The 20627-nt window shown below is 25.7% G+C and carries 15 protein-coding genes and 1 other RNA gene; 6 read left to right on the top strand and 10 right to left on the bottom strand.

The window, feature by feature from the left end; translation table 4 throughout:
• Positions 1-23: 23 nt before the first annotated feature.
• The 3 genes from MCAV_RS03210 to ssrA all read right to left on the bottom strand — a co-directional run bounded on the left by MCAV_RS03210 (position 24) and on the right by ssrA (position 6262).
• A complete protein-coding gene (locus MCAV_RS03210) occupies positions 24-2801 on the bottom strand; it encodes a hypothetical protein (RefSeq protein WP_391591685.1) in 2778 nt (925 codons plus the stop codon).
• 436 nt (positions 2802-3237) lie between these two features.
• Positions 3238-5250 carry a hypothetical protein gene (locus tag MCAV_RS03205; RefSeq protein ID WP_391591684.1) on the bottom strand — a complete coding sequence of 671 codons (2013 nt, stop codon included), beginning with the start codon at positions 5248-5250 and terminating at the stop codon, positions 3238-3240.
• Between the two features lie 566 nt (positions 5251-5816).
• Positions 5817-6262: a transfer-messenger RNA gene (gene ssrA, locus MCAV_RS03200) on the bottom strand.
• Between the two features lie 108 nt (positions 6263-6370).
• Between ssrA and greA the strand changes: the two genes are divergently transcribed.
• From greA to MCAV_RS03185, 3 genes are read left to right on the top strand one after another with little or no spacing between them, the layout of a single operon-like run.
• Positions 6371-6847 (top strand): transcription elongation factor GreA, encoded by a 477-nt coding sequence (greA, locus tag MCAV_RS03195; RefSeq protein ID WP_391591683.1) that lies wholly within the window; start codon positions 6371-6373, stop codon positions 6845-6847.
• Positions 6848-6873: 26 nt separating this feature from the next.
• Positions 6874-7335 (top strand): hypothetical protein, encoded by a 462-nt coding sequence (locus MCAV_RS03190; RefSeq protein ID WP_391591682.1) that lies wholly within the window; start codon positions 6874-6876, stop codon positions 7333-7335.
• Between the two features lie 6 nt (positions 7336-7341).
• Positions 7342-7875, top strand: a complete 534-nt coding sequence (locus MCAV_RS03185; RefSeq protein WP_391591681.1) for a hypothetical protein — start codon at positions 7342-7344, stop codon at positions 7873-7875.
• Positions 7876-7896: 21 nt separating this feature from the next.
• Here MCAV_RS03185 and MCAV_RS03180 read toward each other — a convergent pair whose 3' ends face one another.
• The 7 genes from MCAV_RS03180 to MCAV_RS03150 all read right to left on the bottom strand — a co-directional run bounded on the left by MCAV_RS03180 (position 7897) and on the right by MCAV_RS03150 (position 14401).
• On the bottom strand, positions 7897-8649 hold the full coding sequence (locus MCAV_RS03180; protein ID WP_391591680.1) for a DUF3196 family protein: 753 nt from the start codon (positions 8647-8649) through the stop codon (positions 7897-7899).
• Between the two features lie 14 nt (positions 8650-8663).
• On the bottom strand, positions 8664-9368 hold the full coding sequence (locus tag MCAV_RS03175) for a DUF402 domain-containing protein (RefSeq protein WP_391591679.1): 705 nt from the start codon (positions 9366-9368) through the stop codon (positions 8664-8666).
• Positions 9369-9513: 145 nt separating this feature from the next.
• Positions 9514-11196: an ABC transporter ATP-binding protein gene (locus tag MCAV_RS03170; protein WP_391591678.1), complete on the bottom strand. Its 1683-nt coding sequence runs from the start codon at positions 11194-11196 to the stop codon at positions 9514-9516.
• Positions 11189-12142 carry an ABC transporter ATP-binding protein gene (locus MCAV_RS03165; protein WP_391591677.1) on the bottom strand — a complete coding sequence of 318 codons (954 nt, stop codon included), beginning with the start codon at positions 12140-12142 and terminating at the stop codon, positions 11189-11191. Before MCAV_RS03165 ends, MCAV_RS03170 begins: the two co-directional genes overlap by 8 nt.
• A complete protein-coding gene (locus MCAV_RS03160; protein ID WP_391591676.1) occupies positions 12135-12524 on the bottom strand; it encodes a hypothetical protein in 390 nt (129 codons plus the stop codon). Before MCAV_RS03160 ends, MCAV_RS03165 begins: the two co-directional genes overlap by 8 nt.
• A 372-nt stretch (positions 12525-12896) precedes the next feature.
• Positions 12897-13862 (bottom strand): recombinase RecA, encoded by a 966-nt coding sequence (gene recA, locus MCAV_RS03155; RefSeq protein ID WP_391591675.1) that lies wholly within the window; start codon positions 13860-13862, stop codon positions 12897-12899.
• Between the two features lie 83 nt (positions 13863-13945).
• Positions 13946-14401 carry a hypothetical protein gene (locus MCAV_RS03150; RefSeq protein ID WP_391591674.1) on the bottom strand — a complete coding sequence of 152 codons (456 nt, stop codon included), beginning with the start codon at positions 14399-14401 and terminating at the stop codon, positions 13946-13948.
• A gap of 333 nt (positions 14402-14734) precedes the next feature.
• On the opposite strand from MCAV_RS03150, the gene MCAV_RS03145 reads away from it, so the two are divergent.
• The 3 genes from MCAV_RS03145 to mnmG all read left to right on the top strand — a co-directional run bounded on the left by MCAV_RS03145 (position 14735) and on the right by mnmG (position 20550).
• Positions 14735-16432: a hypothetical protein gene (locus MCAV_RS03145; RefSeq protein WP_391591673.1), complete on the top strand. Its 1698-nt coding sequence runs from the start codon at positions 14735-14737 to the stop codon at positions 16430-16432.
• A gap of 35 nt (positions 16433-16467) precedes the next feature.
• Positions 16468-18588, top strand: a complete 2121-nt coding sequence (topA, locus tag MCAV_RS03140) for a type I DNA topoisomerase (RefSeq protein ID WP_391591672.1) — start codon at positions 16468-16470, stop codon at positions 18586-18588.
• Between the two features lie 96 nt (positions 18589-18684).
• The gene (mnmG, locus tag MCAV_RS03135) at positions 18685-20550 is read left to right on the top strand and encodes a tRNA uridine-5-carboxymethylaminomethyl(34) synthesis enzyme MnmG (protein ID WP_391591671.1); all 1866 of its coding nucleotides are present in this window, start codon (positions 18685-18687) and stop codon (positions 20548-20550) included.
• Positions 20551-20627: the final 77 nt, after the last annotated feature.

Genomic DNA, 20627 nt, shown 5'->3' with positions numbered 1-20627 from the left:
TTTTAAATTAATTAATTTTTTAATTAATCGATTTTAATTTTATTAGGATCAACAATTGGAGCAACAAATCAAGTGGTTACTTCACTAACTTTAGTAGTATAAATGCCACTACTATTTTCACCTAAAATGAAATCAGGAATTTGTAAATTAACATTAATTATGTGCGGATTTAAATCAACAATATGATCAGCTGCACTATTAATATCATATTTACTTGAATCAAAGAAATTAACAAAATGAGCAAGACCACCAATTCCTGCTTGAACTCTTTTATGAAAGACAGAGCGGATTGCTTGATCTAATGGAATTTTAGTAATTGAAACTTTAGGATTAAATTGATAATTAGTATGATTAATAAAATTCTTTTTAACTATATCTAAAATTTGTGGTTGACTTTGATATAACTGTTCATCAGTTTTCACTTTACTTAAAATTGCTTTAATTTGCTCTGCTGCAGCTTCATATTTATAAATACTAGTTTTAGCAGAAATTCCTTGATAACTAAAACTATTAGTTTGATCTAAAAATTGTTGTTTTTTTCACAATAGGGCAAAATTAGTTTGATTATCATAATTAGTATTATTATTACCAAGCGTATTTTCAATATTAAATCCTAAAGTTGGTACTAAATCAGTTAAGCTTAAATCAGGATTATTAATAATCGTATTTTTAGCAAAATCAGCATTAGTATTATTAGTTGCAACTCATAAAGGTTTGCTATTAAATTGATCTGCTAAATAATAAAAAGCTCGCGATAAATTAATTCGCATTGGATATGATGCAACTGAATATTCTTGATTAGTAATCGTATCAAATAAGACTTCTACAGGTCGTGCTTCACGTTTATTTCTAGGATGATTTACTAATTGACGTTGTGCATCACTAACAAATAAATAATCTAAAATTTGAAATAAAATGTCATATTCACCTTTTTTCACCCGATCAGCTAAAGCTTTAATTTCACCAATTCCTTTAAAAGCATTAATTAAACCACCAGTATTACCACCCTTATATGTGATTAAATTCATTTTATGATAAATGATTTCTCAAAAGGTTTGCATTTTTGATAGATCAACTGTTAGTTTAGTATCAGTTGCTTCTCAACCTAAATTAACATTTTCAGCTTTAGCAACATCTAAAGTTTGACTAACTGCTAATGTTAAAGGTGATTGTGTCGCTTCAAAACCAAAAGTAATTGATTCACCTTTTTTAACTTCTAATTTATCTAAAGCAAACAATTTAGCAAATGAATTTAAAAGCGCATCTGTTTGTGAAGTGTTGTTTTTCTTATTATTACTTTCACGACTAAGACCAATAATGATTTTATCAAGTTGTAAAAATGAAGCAATATCATATTGATATTCTTTATTATCTTGATTGATAAATTTAGCCTTAGAATCAATTTTTAAATTTTCTTTAAATGTTACTTTAACTCTATATTGAAAGGAAATGTGAGGATCATTAATGTTAGTAGTGTATAAAACTGGATCTTTAATTCATTCAACGCGAACTTCGATTCCTTGATCAAAAAAAGTACTTAAATTTAAATTTAATAAATATTTAAAGAAATTTGTGACATTATCAACATACTCTTGTGCTGCTTTTTGTTGTTTATCTTTATCACTACCATTAAAATTAAAAATTTTCTGATCTAAGACGGAATTAATAATGTTACGCAAACCTGGATTATGTAAAGCAATTTTTAAAATTTCTTCACGTTTGTTTTTATCAACTAGCAAAATGTACAATGGCGTTCTTAATATACCATCACTATCTTTAATTGATGGTGCAATTAGATAATTCATAATTCGTTCAACATCTTGATAACCTAAACTAGCTTGTAAACGAAAATATTGGGTTCATCAATCATTAATATCTTTTTTAATTGTTTCAGAATCTAATTTAGCCAAATCATAATTAGCTGTTTGTTTTAGAATTTCATAAGTTGTAACTGATGAAAATCCTGCATAAAAAGTGTTAATGGCAAAACTGCGTGAAGTAATGAAATTAATTCGTTTAGGATTAAAACTAGTTTCATTACCTGATAGTGCTCCAGCAATATATTTTGTGTTAACAGTAAAATCAAAGGCGTTTGCTTCAATCGCTCATGAAGCTGCATATGATCCTGGTAAACCATTACGATCTGAACCAACACTATAATCAGGACGAATTGTTCCTTCAAATAAATTAATTGTTAATTCAACTGTTGATTGTCCTGGAATACTAATACTATTAAATAAATTAAAGGCATTAATCCCATTGTTGCTAAAAACAAGTTTCATTAAAAACGAATTAATTAAAAGTCTAGATGAACTTTGTTTAATTAGACGAAAATCAAGTTCTAATTTATTAAAATCAAGATAAACATTAGGATTGTTTTCAATAATTTCAATTAGTGAATCTAGAAGATCGTTTTTAATATCATCTTTAGTTAAATTAGCAATTGTTTGTTGATAAATTCTGCCTTCAGGAATTAAGGATGGGTCTAAAACAAATTCAACTGAATTAACATCAGAATTAGATGCACTATTAGGATCTTGATCAAAATTAGGAAAGATGCCAGTGTATTTTGAATCAATTTCAATTGGTGAAGCTAATCTTGGTGGCTTATAGTAATTAGGAGTATGTTGAGCTGCTTTAAACTTATATGTTTCAGGTCTATTTTTAACTCGTGTTGAATATTTAGCAACATCTTGAGTTGGAGAAACACAAGCAGATAAAATTGGAATGTTAAAAATTCCTAATCCTAATAAAATCAAACTAGATTTTAAAAATTTCTTTTTTTTCTTAAAAATCGCCATTGATCTATGATAATTCACTTTCTTATTTGAAAAAAACAAAATCTTTTAATTTGTTTTGATCATTACAATTATTAAATTTTTAAAAATGTTACATGATTTTATATAAATCTATTTTTAAAAATTATTTTCACAAATAGTTTATTAATTTTTTTAAAACTACTTTATGAACTGGTATTTCATTATATAAATAGAAATAAATAATTAAACAAAACTAGTTTTAAATTAAAAGGGGAAAATTATAACTAGATCTTATTAGATGATTAATGATTAGTTTAATCATTAATAAAATTGTTTTTATTTTTAAACAATTTAATAAAAAAATGAACTTCTTATAATAATTAATTTTAAGAAGTTCATTATGTGAAAAATGATTATTTTAAAAAATTGTTTAATAATAGTTTGAAATAAACTAATATTCAAATAAAATGATTTTTAATTATTTTTGAACAACATTAGTGCCATTAATGAAATGATCAGATCAATAATTACCCCAATCCATTGCTGATTTATACAAATCAGGTTTGCTAAAATTAGGATCATACTGTTTTTGTAAAATTTCAACTAAGCGATCTAATACCATATTGACTGAAAATGGTGATCTTAAACCTTCGTTTCACAAACCATAACCAACATGATGGACTGAATATTGATCACTATTAATTTTATTAATTGGATCATTGTTTTGATAAGTTTTTGAAATTGAAGCTAAACTTTTAACATATGGATTTGAACCAGATGTAGCATTTCCTGTTAGGGTTGATCAGTCTTGATCAGTAGCGGTAATAATTACTGTATCACTAGTTTTATTGAAATTTTGTAAATTTTCTGTACTTTTTTTACCATCACCTAAGTTTCATCATCAACCATTATCATCAATGTTAAAAATTTCACTACCCTTTTCTGGATTATCATTACTTAAATTTTGAGTTGTTTCACCAGCATATTTAACTCAACTTAAATCAGGATTTGTTTGATTTTTTGTTGATTCAGTTTGATTATGTTGCACTGGTAGTGGTTGTTTTAAACCAATATCATAATAAATAAAAGCAAATTTAGAAATTGTTTGAATTGTAGCATTACCATTAAATGCTGGTGGATAAGTTACAATACTTAACACTTTAGAATTATCTTTAATAAAATTGTCATTTTCTGGATCATAATTTTGATCAACAACATTAATTGCTTTTAAATACGCTTTAATTGCTTTAAAACGATTTTGCATGTTTTGAGCAATTAAACTAACATTACTTAAAGCATGTTGCATGAAAAGATATCTTGGATCATCTTTGAAGTTTTTGTCAAAAAGGGCTTTTTTAGTTTTAGTATATTGATCAATTCCTGCTGCTAATTGATACAAATAAACCATTGTATCTCTTTGACTACCTTCAGCAGCTGGTGAACTACCTGGATTGGCTTGTTGTTCAAAAGCAGGATGATGATCTAAAACCTTGACTTTTTTATTATGTTTTTTAGGTTCTGAACTTACAGTAGCAGTTGAATCAAGATAATTAATTTTTCAATTATTTTGATTTGGATTAATAAAATTATTAATCGTTTTTGTTTCAGCATTACTTAAAATTACTTTTGAATACAATTCAGCTAATTTTTGATCAATGGCTTCATTACCTAAATAAAAAATCGGTGTTTTTTTATTATTAGTATGATCAGATCAATTTTTAATTCATTGATTAAAACCATATTGATTTAAAGTTGTTTTGTTTTTTTCAATATGTTGATTTCAAAAGTTAATATAAGACTGATAACGGTATAAAGCATCAGGTGGATCTTGACTAGGAAACTGATTTTTATAATTTTCTAAACCAGTTGCAATTTTCTGCTCATCACTTATTGGTGCACTTCTATTTTGAGTATTTAAATTTTCTGCAGCTTGATAAACTTTAGTTCCAAAAGTAGTGAACGGATCACGACTTGCACGAAAATTAGTTTCAATAATTGTTTCAGAATTAGGTAAAATTTTTCTTGCTTCTGCTATTGTTTGATAATCATCAAGCACAAAACGTTCCATAAATAATAATGCAGCATATTTATTAGTTCAAAATGATTGGTTGCGACTAACTGTTCCTGAATCATAAATTGCATTATTTCACAAACTGGGACCATTAGCACGAACTTGACTTAATAATTTTTGAAAACGTTGGTCAATTTTTTGGTTTAATGTTCGTTTTGTTGCACTTGTATGCTGATTAACTTTAATATATTCACTTGGTTTACTTAAATATGATCGATAACTATTTTCTTGATATTGATAAGGATAATAATCAGGTGGAATTTGTAATGATAAGAGCAAATCAGCTTGTCCATTATAATTTGATAAAATTTTAAAATTTTGCTCTTGAGCACATGCAGATAAAGTAATTGTTGAGATTGGTAATAAAAGTAGAGAAATTTTTAGAAAATTTCTTTTTTGATATTTTAATTTGGTTTTCAAAATATGATTGCCTTTCTTGAAATAAAAATTTTTTTAATAAAATTAAAAATTTATAAATAATTTGTTGCTAAATTAAGTTTTGAAGTTAAATTTTGTTTTAAAAAAATACAGAAACTAATTTAGATAAGTCAATAAGAATTTAGCCAATGATTTTTTAATAAAGAAATGATCTATTAACAAGAGCAAGAATAATGATCATTAAAAAAATCATTAGTTTTGTTTAATAAAAATAGCAAAGAATTAATTTTTTTATTTCTACATGAATCTTTTATAAAAAAAGATCTTAAGAAAAAAGAAAAAATTAAGATTTTAAATTGCTAAATAATAAAAATAAAAAATATGAATCAAAAAAAGCTAATGGAAATATTATTCATAAAAGAAAATATTCAAAACTTAATTTGAAAATTAATAGTTGGTCAAATTATAATTGAAAAAAATGAAAATTAATAAAATTTTTATTGCCACTTCTTAATTGAACAATAAGTGTTTAAAAACAATCAAAAAAAGTTTAATGGCAATAAAAAAACCATTCACTTTAACTAATGAATGGTTTTTTAATTATAAAATGGTGGAAGTGAGGGGAATCGAACCCCTTTCCGCAATTTTCTTATCAAATAGAGTCTACAGTTTAGTTTTAGAATAAGAAGATGTCCTAAACAATCAATCTAAAACATTAATTATTTAGTAAGATTATATAAAAATAATTATTTGGATGTTAATAATCATTACAAACAAATAATACATAATGAAAAAAACAATAATTTATTATGCATCAATTATTATTTTTGCCTAGATTTAAGAATAAACTATTATAAAAGTTTATTGTAAGTTAATGAAAAACTATTTTAAACTAAAGCTAGATTTAAATTTGAAGAAGCTAATAGATTTACATCCACCATTTCTTCATAATTTGTGTTTTTTGGTTTTGCGGTTATTGAAACCTTCAGCTATAAGGGGCCACACCCCACTGCATCTAAATGTCTAAAAATCACGTCGAAACCTTGACACTCCCAAATTAAAATTTATCACTAAGAATAAATCATTATTATTTTATAATATAAATTGTTTAAAATTTATAAGAAAATGAAAGAATCTTTATTAATTAATATTTAGTTGAAATATGAAAAAACATCTTTTAACCGTTGAAGGTTTACAAAAAATCAAACTAGAATTACGTAATTTAGTTGAAGTTCAACGTCCTGCAATTATTAAGGAAATTCAACAAGCTCGTGATCAAGGTGATTTATCAGAAAACTCTGATTATGATGCATCTAAAGCACGACAAACAGTGATTGAATCACGGATTCAAGAGTTGCAAGATATGTTGCAACACTATGAACTAATTCAAGAAAACCAGCATGATAATGATGCTAATAAAGTTGTTTCAGTTGGTAATAAAGTTAGTTTAATTAATTTAAAAACTAATGAAACTATGAGTTATGAAATTGTTGGTTTTTTTGATACTGATCCTGAAAATCATAAAATTTCTAATGATTCACCATTAGCTAAGAGCATTTTAGGCAATAAAATTGATGATGTTGTTGAAGTTCGTGGTATTCCTAATCCTTATAAAGTAAAAATTATTGCGATTAATTAAAAGATTTAATTGTAATTTAATTAAATATGACAACAAATACTAATAAAAAAGCCAAAATCTTAATTAGTCCGATTTATCGTCCTAGTCTTGCTACAATTAAAAAAGCCAAAAAAATTTTAGCTGATTTATTAGTGCATAGCAAAAAACTTAAAGTTTGTTCTAGTTGTAAAAATCAGCAATTAGTTTATTACTCTTCTAAAGAATGTTTTAAATGTAATAATCCTTCATGTAAAAATCCAGTTATTATTTATGATCCAATTTATGATTGAAAGTTAAGTCATGCTAAATTAGAATTGTTTATTGGATTAATTATTGACATGCAAGATATAGTGATCATTCAAGCAAACATGAAAATGACTAGAGCAATAACTCGTAAATGACACGATCGTTTTTTAGATCAAATTAATTGAAAGAAATATAAACTTAGTAAAGATGTTTTAGATATTAGAGAAATTTATGCATCAATCACTTGAGAACAAACTCAATAATTTTTTATGGACAAGATCGATTCTAAAACACAGCAGAATTTAAAAAATAAACAACAAAACCAAACTAAAAACAACTTAGATAATAATCCAATTATTGTTAGTGGTCAAGTTTTTAAAATTGAACCTAATGGTTGTTGTTATGTTTATTTTGATGGTAAAATCGGTCGTTGTTGTAAAAGTCAAATTAGTGAATTTGAACAAAATGCAGATATTCTCAAACTTAATGGTCGTTATTCTTTCATGGTTTTAAATGGTGTGAAATCATCAGTCCAAATTAGTAAAACAGTTAAAGTTAATTTTTATTGAAACTTATCTTATAAGCAAATTCATCCTGAAGAAATCGCTAAAAAATTTAAACCAATCCCAACAATGCGACATTTTCAAAGTTTAAATCAAGCACTAAATCATTGATTATCAAAAAAATGTTTAATTAAAACTAAAAAAACAATTGAACCAATTGATTTTGAAACAATTTGGTCTAAAAAATACAATCGAACTAAAAAATTTTGTTGCATTAAAAAAAATAAAACCGAACAATAAGTTATTATTTTTTTAACATTTTTAGAAGTAATAGAATTCTTTAGACTCTAATAAATTAATTAAAAATTTCAATAATTTTTTGTTTTCTAGTTGCAAAAAAATTTCTTTTTTATCAGGTTCTAATTGTGTTTGAGCATATTTAATTAAACCATCAAGTAATTCTTGATTACTAAAATTAATATCTTTAGGAAAATGATATCAAAAAAGCCCTAAAATTAAGGTATTAACAATATTTTTTAAACTAGGATCTTGAAAAACTATATTATCTAATTGGGATATTAATTGATCTCTTCTTTGATATATTGGTAATTCATTTATTTCTAAAGTATTAATTGTTTCAAGTTGTTTAATTGCAACATTTAAATAATTAACATCTAAATCAAGTTTTAGAAATGCTAAACTTTCAATTACAAGACATTTATTAAAGTTTGGAATAATTTCACTTGTAAAAAAATTAGCTAATGTTTTTAATTGTTTTTGGTTTAATTCAAAAATTTCAGTTTCAGCAAAAGCATTAACTCATTTAAAAAAATAATCATCTAAAAAGAGATTAGCAAAAAAAGCACAGTCAAATAAGTTATTTAATGAATGATCTTGACTTAAAAAACATTTTTCAAATTGATTTTTTAAATCAATTAATGCTGTTTGATCTTTTTGATTCAAGTTTGACTCACTAATTAATGTTTCTAATTTAATGTGAGCGATTTGATATTCGCCATTTTTAATATCATTTTTAATTTCATTTAAATTTTCATGTAAGGATGATAAGATCATAAGATTTTATTTAATTATTGTTTATTTCTTTCACTGTTTGCTCTTTTAAGTCTAGAAAATAAGCGCTTTGATGATTTTTTAGTAAAATTTTTAATTGTTGCTGGTTTAGTAGATGATTGCTTTGCTAAATTATCTGATAAATAAATTAATGATCGACATAATTCAGGATAATCAGCAAATTTTTTTAAAATTAATTGGTTAGCAAATTTTAATTGTTTGGGATTAAACAATTTTTGAAACCATTTGCTTTTAATTAGATGAACTACTTCGTTTTTTGCTTGTTCGATTTTGTTTAGTAATTCTTGAGGATAATTTCATTTTTGACAATTATTTTCTAATTCATTTTCATCTAAAATCGAGTAACTATCATTATTTTGAATTTTAAAATCTAAATCTAAATCAACATATTTGATCGCATTTTCTTCAATTATGTAAGGACTAGCAACATTAACATAAAAACTGTAACGATCTTCAAAAATATGAACGATAATGTTAAATCACTTTTTTCTAAAAAAGAACCAAAATTTTTGTAAAGTGTTCACATAACGAAAATTACGTTTACCATATTCTTCACATTTAATTGAATGAACACTTTGAACTGGTAAATATAAACATAAAACATCTGAAGTTTCATATAAAACATAAGGTGATTCAACAATTCGGTATAATCAACCATTATATTTATAGGCATGAATCATATATTTTTTAGGTTTATACATAACTTAGATATTTTAAATTATTTAAGTTTGATCATAAGATTTTTTTTAGATTAAATTGTAATTAAAAAAATCCATCTTGTTAATTTAGAAAACAAAATGGATTTTTTATTGTTTAATATTTTAGAAATAAAAGTTAATTAAATTTTTATTCCCAATTAATTTCATTAACTCTTTTTGGATATGGATTAATAATGTTTTTAGTAATTTGACCATTATTAACTTCAATAATTCTTGTTGCCATTTGGGCAATTACTGGGTTATGAGTTACCATTAAAACAGTTGTTTTAGCAAGTTTGTTAATTAAATGGAACAATTCTAAAATTTGTTTGGACATTTCAACATCAATTGCTCCAGTTGGCTCATCTCCAAAAAGAATATCAGGATTTTTCACAAAAGCTCTAGCAATTGCAACTCTTTGTTGTTGTCCACCTGAAAGTTGTGAGGGATATTTATTAGCATGAATTTCTAAATCTAATAATTTTAGAATTTCATCAACCATTCTATTTTTAGTTGAACGGAAACTCAAATTTTTAAAACTAAAGCGTTTTTGTTGTTTTGCTTTATTAATTTCTTTAGTTCTACTTTTAGCTAAATATGTACCAATCATAATGTTTTCACGCACAGTTAAATTAGGTAACAAACTATATTGTTGGAAAATATAACCGGTTTTTTCTCTACGATATTTAGTCAAAGCTTCAGTTTTCATGTTAATAATGTTACGGTTAGCAACAACAATTTCGCCATTAGTTGGTCGATCAACTCCAGAAATAATGTTTAATAGTGTTGTTTTACCAGATCCACTTGGACCTAAAATAACAACAAACTCACCAGCCTTAATTTTTAAATCAATGTCTTTTAAAGCATGTAGTTTTAAACCATGACTTAAAAAAAATTTATTAACTTTTTTAATTTCAATAATATAACCAGGATTATTAACAGCAATTTCACTTCCTTTGTGAGCCTTATTATCTTTTTTAAGTTTATACTCTTCGCGTCAACCCATAGTTTCACCAACATAATTAATTTTCTTTCACGCTTTTTTCTCAAAAGAAAAAAAGTAACGATAACCAATAAAACGTTGGTGTAAATAATAGATGTATAAAGATAATAAAATTGCTAAATTAATGGCATTACTAATAATTAAAGCAATTCCTGAAGTAGTGAAAGTAATTGGCGTATTAGCTATTAAGGCTTGTTTAGATGGAATTTGAAAAACTCAAGTTTCAAAATCTTGACTGACTTGTGCTGCAGGAATATAAAACATCCCAAAAAGCAATCAACCAAACATGATTAGACCATAAAAAGCAAAAATATAAACAAAAACTAAAAAAATATTAACTTTAATATTTCATGATTTAATGTTGTTTTTTTGGGTCGCTTTTTTAATTTCATTAATATATTTAGTAGTAACAACTAAAGTATAAATTGAAACTAAGAAAACAAGAATCGTGAAAGCATTGAAAATATAGGCTTCATAAGAATATAAAACAGAGACCGTATCTTCATTTTGGACTAAACTATCAGTAATACTACCGATCTTTCAAAAAACGGTTTTTAAATAAAAATCAACAGGCAATAAATCAGGATTATTATAATGCTCATTAATCGAAGTTGGTTTAGGCAAAATCACTGATAAAGATCAAGCTTGTCAAATCAATCATAAAATAATTGTTAAATTGATATAAACATCTTGATTTAGCGCCCAATACTTAAAAGGACGGTCATTACGTAATTTTTGTCTGTTTGATTCAACGAATTTCAGACATTGATTCATAACAAAATCTTTGTCAAAAATTTGAGTTTGAAATTTGGGGTTTTGATTATTCATATTGAATGGTCCAATTTAATTGATCAACAGTTTTAGGTATTTGTTCTCTAACTTCTTTTAGTGCTCCATCACTAACTCTAATCACTTTAGTTGCTAATTCAGCAATGATTGGGTTGTGTGTAACAATAACAATTGTTGTTTTATAAATTTTATTAATTTCACAAAACATTTTTAAAATTTGTTTTGAAGTTTCTTCATCAACAGCACCTGTAGGCTCATCACCAAAAAGAATTTCAGGATTTTTTACTAATGCTCTTGCAATTGCTACTCTTTGCTGTTGTCCACCAGAAATCTCACGGGGAAATTTTAAACTATGTTGAAGAATACCTAAATTTTCAATTACTTCATCAATATCTAAACGTTTGCGATAATTTTCTTGTAATTGTGCACCTAATTCAATGTTCTCACGAATTTTTAAATCATTTAATAATCCATATTGTTGAAAAACAAAACTAACATATTCACGACGAAATCTTGTTAGTTGTTTATTTGACATTGTAATTAAATTATGATCAGAAACAATTACTTGGCCATTAGAAGCCCGATCCATACCAGAAATAATGTTTAATAAAGTTGTTTTACCTGATCCACTTGGACCTAGAATAACTACAAACTCACCACGTTTAATTGTTAAGTTAATGTTTTCAAGAATTTTATTAACAGTAAAATTATTAGTGTATCACTTAGAAACATTTTCTAATTCAATAATGCAATTGGGTGAATTTTTATAATAAATACTACCACTGCGTTTGCGTGAATTCATTCTTTTAACTAAACGAACTGCACGACGGTTTTTGCTTTTTGCTTCTCGTTCTAACTTAGCATCTTTTTCTGGTTTTTGCAAGTTGTTTGCTAAATCATCTTGTTGGTTTTTTAGCTTATTTTTATTTAAAAAAGTCTTTTTAAAATAATCAAGCGTTTGTCTATTAGTATTTCTTTTAATCATTATTAGATCAATCGATGCGAAAGATTTTTTTGTCTTTAATTAATCTTTCTTGCTCTTGCTTTCTTAATAATTCTAATGATCCATCAGCAAAACCAGATTCTTCAAAAACTTTAAAGAATTTTGTAATTTCTTCATCTTTTTTCTGAACTGGTAAATGATTTAGGACTTTAGTGTCTTTAGGTTCTTCAAGTAGTCTTGCTTTAACATTTTTTGCAGATAAAATGCGTGTTTTTCGTTTTAGAACACGCAAATCATAACGATTTAATTTTTGTTTGGCTTCTGCATCATAAATTTGTTGAATTATGCTTGTTTTGTTATTTTTCGCTTTTTTATTTCAACCTTGAAAGCGGAAATTGAAAAAAAGACGATTTTTTAAGATCATACAATTTACTCCAGATTAATTGAAAATCACTTTTTATACTAAAAATTAGTGCAAACCCTTAATCTAATAATAGTTAAAGTATCATATCATAAAAAGTAATTAATATATTTGTTAATCAAAAACAAAACTTTGGTTTAATTTTAGAAAAATTATGAATTAACTTATAATTTATTTTACTAAAAAATTATTAATTTATTAACTAGTAAAAATCTAGTTTAATAGTGAATAATTAATTAATATCTTATATAAAAAGAATTATATAAACTAAAAATCTAGAAATGAAATTTTTTAATACTTCATTTCTAGATTTAATTTTTGATAAGATATTTTAGATAAGTTAAATTTTAAGATAAGTTTTAGAAGTTAATCAATTTAGTTTTGATAAACTAGTTTTTTAATTTCATTAAAAATTTCACGATCTTTACTTAGTTTTTCTTTAACAGCAACTAATCCTTGACCAATATTTTTTTTATCAAAGTAATATCAAGTACCTTTTTTAATGATGATTTCTTTTCTAATCGCTTCTTGAATGATTTCAGCATTAATATCAAATCCAGTATCAAAATAAAAAGGTAAAAGGGCTGATTTCATTGGAGCAGCTAATTTGTTTTTAATGACAGTTGCTTTAATTTGATAACCAATAATATCAGCCCCATCACGAATCGCTTCATATTTTTTCAGTTCAATGCGCATTGAAGCAGCAAATTTTAGGGCATTACCACCTGTTGTAGTAACATTTGAACCATAAACATTACCAATTTTTGCTCGAGTTTGATTAATAAATAAAATTGTTGTACGGTTGTTAGTTAGCAGACTAGATTGAATTAAACGCATCGCTTTAGACATTAAACGAGCGTGTAATCCCATACTTTGATCAGTAATATTAGCATCGATTTCTACAACTGGTGTCATACTAGCAACTGAATCAACAATAATTAAATCAACTAATTTAGTTTTAACTAAAGCATTAATAATCGTAATTGCTTGTTCACCAGTTTCAGGTCTTGCCAAAATTAGTTTATTAGTATCAATTTGATTCTTTTCAGCTCATTTAATATCAAAACTACCTTCTGAATCAATATAAACAGCATTACCATCAAATTTTTGGCATTCAGCAATCGCTTTTAGTGCTAAAGTTGATTTTCCTGATGATTCAGAGCCAAAAATTTCAATAATACGTCCTTTAGGCCAACCATTAGTGCCTAAAATTTGATCTAAATAGTAAGATCCAGTAGAAAAAAAATTAACGTTGTAAGATTGATCATTTGCTAAAAAAACTTTTTGTGAACCAATAAAACTCTGGATTTCACTTAATTGCTTATTTTCTTCTGATTTCATTGCATTTCCTTTGGGAAGATTATTCTTTTGGTAGGAAAATAATTCAAGTTGTTGTAACTTAAGATGATGACTTTTTTTACTCATTATATGCTAGAAATAATTTCAAGAATGAATTCAATAATTTTTGTATAAGCACTATAAATTTTACTATCATGATCATCATTATTAATTAATTGAAATTGACATTCATATAAGTAAGTTCCCATTAAGTTTAAAGCAACATATGCATGATCTTGATAAATTATTGCTGCTAAAATTAGATCATCTTGAGTTTTTTTAAAAATATTAGCAGTAATTACTTTTAATGTTAATGCTGGAAACTCAATTTGATCATCTTTTACATATAATAATTTTTTTTGATCAAAAACCTTTTGATATAACTTTAATTGCTGATCAACTCAACCATAAATAGTGCATTTTTGCTTGAAATGTTCTTGAAATTGATTCAAAATCAAACCATTAAAACCATCTTCAAACACACAAATAGTTTTAATTATTCCTGTAATTTTATTAATGATTGTTGTGATTTGATTGTTCATAAGCAATTAGATTGATTATCTTAATTTTTTAGAAATCAATTAATTTTTCCTACACTTATTTTATTAATAATAAAAAATGCAAAAGCAGAATCTTTTTTTAATAAAGCAAAATGAAAAATTTTTATTAAGTTAATTATGATGATCTTTATAACATTTATTGATTTAATGATTTTATGATTTTTTTTATTTAAAACAAATAAAATATTTTCAGATATTTATTTAATTATAAAAAAACAATCAGTATAAAATTATTAAATCAGACGATTTAATACCCAAAATAGTTGATATATGATATTTTATATGATCAATAAATGATCAAAAAATTAAAAAATGATGAAAAATTATTCAAAAAACATTAAATATTTTGCTCTTGGTGGTCAAGATGAGAAAGCAAAATATTCAGGCGTACTTGAAATTGATGATCAAATTTTTATTTTAAATACGGGAATTGGTGATGATATTACCAACCAATTTGGTATTTCTAAAGTTATTCCAGATCTAAATTTTCTAAAAGAGAATAAAAAACGGATTAAAGGAATCTTTTTAGGTACACCTGAATTTTTAAACATTGGTTCTTTACCATTTTTTCTTGAAACATTAGAAGATGTACCAATTTTTACTTCTAAAATTGGTAAAACAATTATTACTAGTTGGTTTTCAAGAAAAAGTAAATCAGAAAATTTTCGTAAAAAGTATGCCCAAATTAAAGTTTGTCGACCACTAAAAACAATTACTGTTGGTAATGTTGAAGTTACTCCCTTTAAAGTTTATAATAGTATGCCTGATTCATTTGGTTGAGCCTTTAAAACAACTAAAGGATCAATTGTTTTTATTGACCAATTTATTTTAGCCAACAGTAAAAAACCAGGTTTTGAATCACAAATTCATTATTTGCCTAGAATTACTCAAAATTCTGTTTTAGCTTTAATTGTGGGTTTACAAAATGTTGGTAAAAATTTAGGTTATGCTGTTCCTAATTATCAAAATTATGGTTTTTTAAAAAGAATTATTGCTAATAGTACTAATCGTATTTTAATTGCTTGTTATGATCATGACTTTATGACAGTATTAAATGCAGTGGAAATTGCTCGTAATTATGGTTTAAAAGTAATGATTTATTCTAATACGTGAACCAAAATTTTTAATCAAATGGTGAAAATGGGTTATGTTAATATTGATCATTTAGTTTTTATTGATAGTAAAAAAGTACCTAATGATCAAGATTTAATTGTCATTATTACTGGCAATCAAGATCGTTTGTATCATAAAATGCATAAAATTTTAACTGGAGAAGATCAAAATATTAGTTTTAATTCTCAAGATTTATTTGTTTTAAATACCATTACCCAATCAGGAATTGAATTACGTGAAGCGCGATTATTAGATGAAATATCACGCAAAGATGTTGCTACAGAAAAAATTAAGCGAACGATTCATGCACCAATTGCTGGCAATGAAGATCATAAGTTTTTAGTTAATCTTTTAAATCCTAAATGAATTTTTCCAATTATTGGTTATCATAAAGATTTTAATGCTTATCTAGAAGCAGTTAGTTCAGTCATTAATCCTCATATTGTGCGTTTTTTAGATAATGGTGAAGTAGCAATTTTAGATCAGAAATCATTACCAAAAACGTTTCATTATCCAATATATGAACAATATGTTGATTTTAATGGTGTTGTTGATATTAAAACTTCAGCCTTACTAGAAAGGCAAAATATGTACACTTATGGTTTAGTGAACATTAATTTTATTTATTGCAAAGAAAAAAAATGTTTTAGTGAGCCTGAAATTAGTAGTATTGGTTTAATTTCTTCTGATCATGATAAAAATTCTGATCTTGATCAATTAATTATTAAAATGGTTAAAAATGAATTATTAAAAAATTTAGCTTTAGCAGAAAATCGTGATTTAGATTTAAAAGCATTAAAATTACAATTAAAAAAAATTATCCAACGTTTAATTGATCGTCAATTACAAAAAAAACCATTAGTTTTAATTACTATTGGTCAATTTAACGTTACTCCTTAATTTAAAAAATTAATAATAAGGTGATAAAAATTGATATGTCCAAAAAATTAATGATTATTGAATCGCCCAATAAAATTAAAACAATTGCTCATTATTTAAAAGACCAAGATTTTGAGTTATTAGCCACTTATGGTCATTTACGTGATTTATCAAAATTTGGTATGGGTTTTAGTAAAGATTTAGAACCCAAATGAGTGCTTGTTGATCGTAATATTAAAACTAAAAATAAAGATCAAGCAGATAATAAATCAATTTTAGAACAAATTCATGCTGCAGCTGCTAGGGCTGATGAGATTTATTTATCAACTGATCCTGATCGTGAAGGTGAAGCGATTGCTTGACATGTTTGATCATTATTATCTGATCAAGATAAGAAAAAATGTTTTCGTGTTGTTTTTAATGAAATTACTGCAAGAGCAATTAATGAATCATTAAACCATGCTCGTGATATTGATTTAAATCAAGTTAATTCTTATTTGGCCAGAAGAATTTTAGATCGTAATTTTGGTTATAAACTTTCAAGTTTTGTCAGAAAATTTTTAGGTGGTATTTCTGCTGGAAGAGTTCAAAGTGTTGCTTTAAAGTTTTTAAAAATTCGTGAAGATGAGATTAATAGTTTTGTTCCTGAATCATGATTTACAATTAAAGCATTTTTAAAAAATGGCTTAATTTTAGATTTAAGAAAAATTAGTAGTGATTTAACTAATTACCAATTAAATGATTCAGTTAATGATGGTAAAGTTAATTTTACTACAATTCAAGATGCTCAAAAAATTTTGGATTATTTAAGTCCAAACTATACTTTTGTTTGTGAACACCCACCTAAAAAAGAACAAAATAAACCTAAATCAGCTCTAAAAACAGCAACAATGCAACAAGAAGCAATTAGTAGGTTTAAATTATCTTCAAAAACAATTGAAGCAACAGCACAAAAATTGTATGAAGGGGTTGAAATTAATGGGCAAACAATTTCATTAATTACTTATCCAAGAACTGATCGTGATGATTTATCTGATACTTTTATTAGTGATGCTGAAAGATATATTAAAGATCATTATGGTATTGAATACTGATCTGGTGTTAAAAAGAAAAAAACTAGTACTAATGATCAAACTAAAACTAATTTAGTTCAAGGAGCTCATGAAGCAATTAGACCATCTGATTTATCATATCCTCCTGAAGTAGTTAAGCCTTATTTAGATAAAGTTAAATACCAATTATATTGTTTAGTTTGAGTTCGTGCTTTAGGATCATTAATGACAAATAGTGTTTATCAATATCGTTATTATGATTTTGAAAACAAAGGTTGTTTGTTTAATAATTATAGTCGTAGCTTAGTTTTTGATGGTTATGAAAAAATTTATCAACAATATCATTTATGAAAAACTAATGATCAAAATAATCAAATAAACAATTTAGCACAATTAGCCAAATTAAAATTAAATGAAAATTATTTAGTTAAAGATACCAAAATTGAACAACATGATAAAAACCCACCTGCTAGGTATAATGAAGCAACATTAATTCGTGCTTTAGAAAAAGAAGGAATTGGTCGACCTTCAACTTATGTAACAATTGCTAATACTGTTTTAAAGCGTGAATATGCTAATAAAAAAAATTTAGCATTAGTTCCAACTGAAGTTGGGATGAAAATTGTTGCTAATTTACAAAAAATCTTTCCTGATATTATTTCTTTTGACTATACAAGAAAAATGGAAGAAGGATTAGATGAAATTGCTGAAAATAAAGTTAACTGAAAAGATTTTTTAAAAGTGATTTTTGCTAAATTTGAAAAAACATTATATGAAGCAAATCAATCACAACCCTTACCTGAAGTTGAATATGTTAATCGTAAGTGTCCTGAATGTCAGCATGAATTAATTTATCGTCGTTCGTTTCGTAAATCAAGAATTTCACGCTTTATTGGTTGTAGTGATTTTCCTAAATGTAAATTTAGTGAACCAATATCTAAACCAATTTTACTTGATGAAACTTGTCCTGATTGTCAGCAACCATTAGTTAAACGGACAAGTCGTTATGGTAGTACTTTTTTTGGTTGCAGTAGTTTTCCTAAATGTCGTTTTATTAAAGAAGATCCTGATAATCCAAAACCACGAAAAAACAATTTTAAAAATCAAACTAAAACTGAAAAATAATTAATGCAAATATGATCAAAATCAAAAATTAATTTTTTAATTATTATTAGTTTTATTAATCAAAAATCACAAAGAAATAATATTAAGAGATAATGAATGAATATTAAACATTATGATGTTCTTGTAGTAGGTGCAGGTCATGCTGGATTAGAAGCTGCTTTTGCTAGTGCTAAAATGGGGTTGAAGACAGGTTTATTTAATTTAAACATTGCAAGTATTGCTAATTTACCTTGTAATCCATCGGTTGGTGGACCTGCTAAAGGAATTGTTACTCGAGAAATTGATGCACTAGGAGGCATGCAAGCAATTGCTGTTGATGCCACTAAAATTCAAATTAAAAAACTGAACTATTCTAAAGGTCCTGGTGTTTGATGTTATCGTGCTCAAATTGATAAAGAAGATTATCATCATTGGTTTTTAGAGCAAATTAAACAACAAACAAACTTAGATTTAATTATTGCTGAAGTGAAAGAATTATTAGTTCACAATCATCAAATTCAAGGTTTAAAAGTTAATCAAAATGAAATTTATTATGCTCAAGCAGTTATTATTACAACTGGAACTTATTTAAAAGCAGCATTATTTCGCGAACAAAAATTTGCTGATTCAGGTCCTGATCAAAATCCTGCAGCTAATTTTTTATCTTCATTTTTAAAACAACAAGGATTTGAATTATTACGATTAAAAACAGGCACACCCCCACGCGTTTATTTTGATTCATTAGATTTAAGTCAAATGCAAGAAGATCGTGGTGATGATGCTGATTTATCTTTTTCATTTGTGAAACCAATTAAACTTGATTTTGATCAACAAATGAGTTGTTATTTAACTTTTACGACATTAGCAACAAAACAGTTAATTGAAAATAACATTCATTTATCAGGAATTTATAATGGTTCAATTGATGCGATTGGGCCAAGATATTGTCCTAGTATTGAAGATAAAATTGTGCGATTTCCTGATCGTTTACAACATCAGATTTTTATTGAACCAATTGCAAAAAATTATAATTATTATTATGTTGGTGGTTTATCAACTTCATTTTCTCAAGAGATGCAATTGCAAATTTTAAAAACACTAAAAGGTTTTGAAAATGTAAGAATTAAATCTTATGCTTATGCAATTGAATATGATGCAATTAATCCAATTCAATTGCATAAAACATTAGAAAGTAAAAAAATTAGTGGGCTTTATTTTGCTGGACAAATTAATGGAACATCAGGTTATGAAGAAGCTGCTTGTCAAGGTTTAATGGCTGGAATTAATGCTTCATTAAAAATTAAAAAACAAGAACCATTAATTTTACAACGTCATGAAGCATACATTGGTGTTTTAATTGATGATCTAACTTCAAAAGGTGTTAATGATCCTTATCGTTTACTAACTTCTCGTGCTGAAAACCGCTTACATTTACGTAATGATAATGCTGATGAACGCTTAATTAATTATGGTTATCAAATTGGTTTAATTGATCAAGATGTTTATCAAAGAATTAGTCAAGAATGAAAAGACATTGATACTAATATTGCAATTCTTGAAAAACATTATGCACCATCTTATGGTTTAGTTAGTGGTGATGTTGGTCCTTTAAGTTTATTAAATTGATTAAAACGACCAGAAGCTACTTATCATCAAGTAGCTACTATTCTTGCTGATCAATTACGACCCCTATCAAAAGCAGCAATTGAAAAATTAATGATTAAAATTAAATATCAAGGTTATATTCGCAAACAAGAAATTAAAATTAATGCTATTGCCAAATGACAAAAAACGAAATTAACTGTTATTAAAGATTATTCTCAAATTCCTAATTTAGCTGCTGAAGCAGTTGAAAAATTAAACCGGGCACAACCATTAACAGTTCAAGCAGCAATGAAAATTGCTGGAATTAATCTTAATGATATTATTCATATTAAAGTTTATTTAGAAAAACAGAAAATGATTGAAACTAATTCTTTTTAATTTCAATTAAGAATTTAATTTTTGCTTCTATTACATGTTTAAGATGATTTTTTAAAAAAAGGATTCAAATTAAATGC

It is taken from the genome of [Mycoplasma] cavipharyngis (assembly GCF_042984175.1).
Lineage (GTDB): Bacteria > Bacillota_I > Bacilli_A > Mycoplasmatales > Mycoplasmoidaceae > Mycoplasma_N > Mycoplasma_N cavipharyngis.
This window is presented reverse-complemented; position numbering and strand designations above follow the sequence as displayed.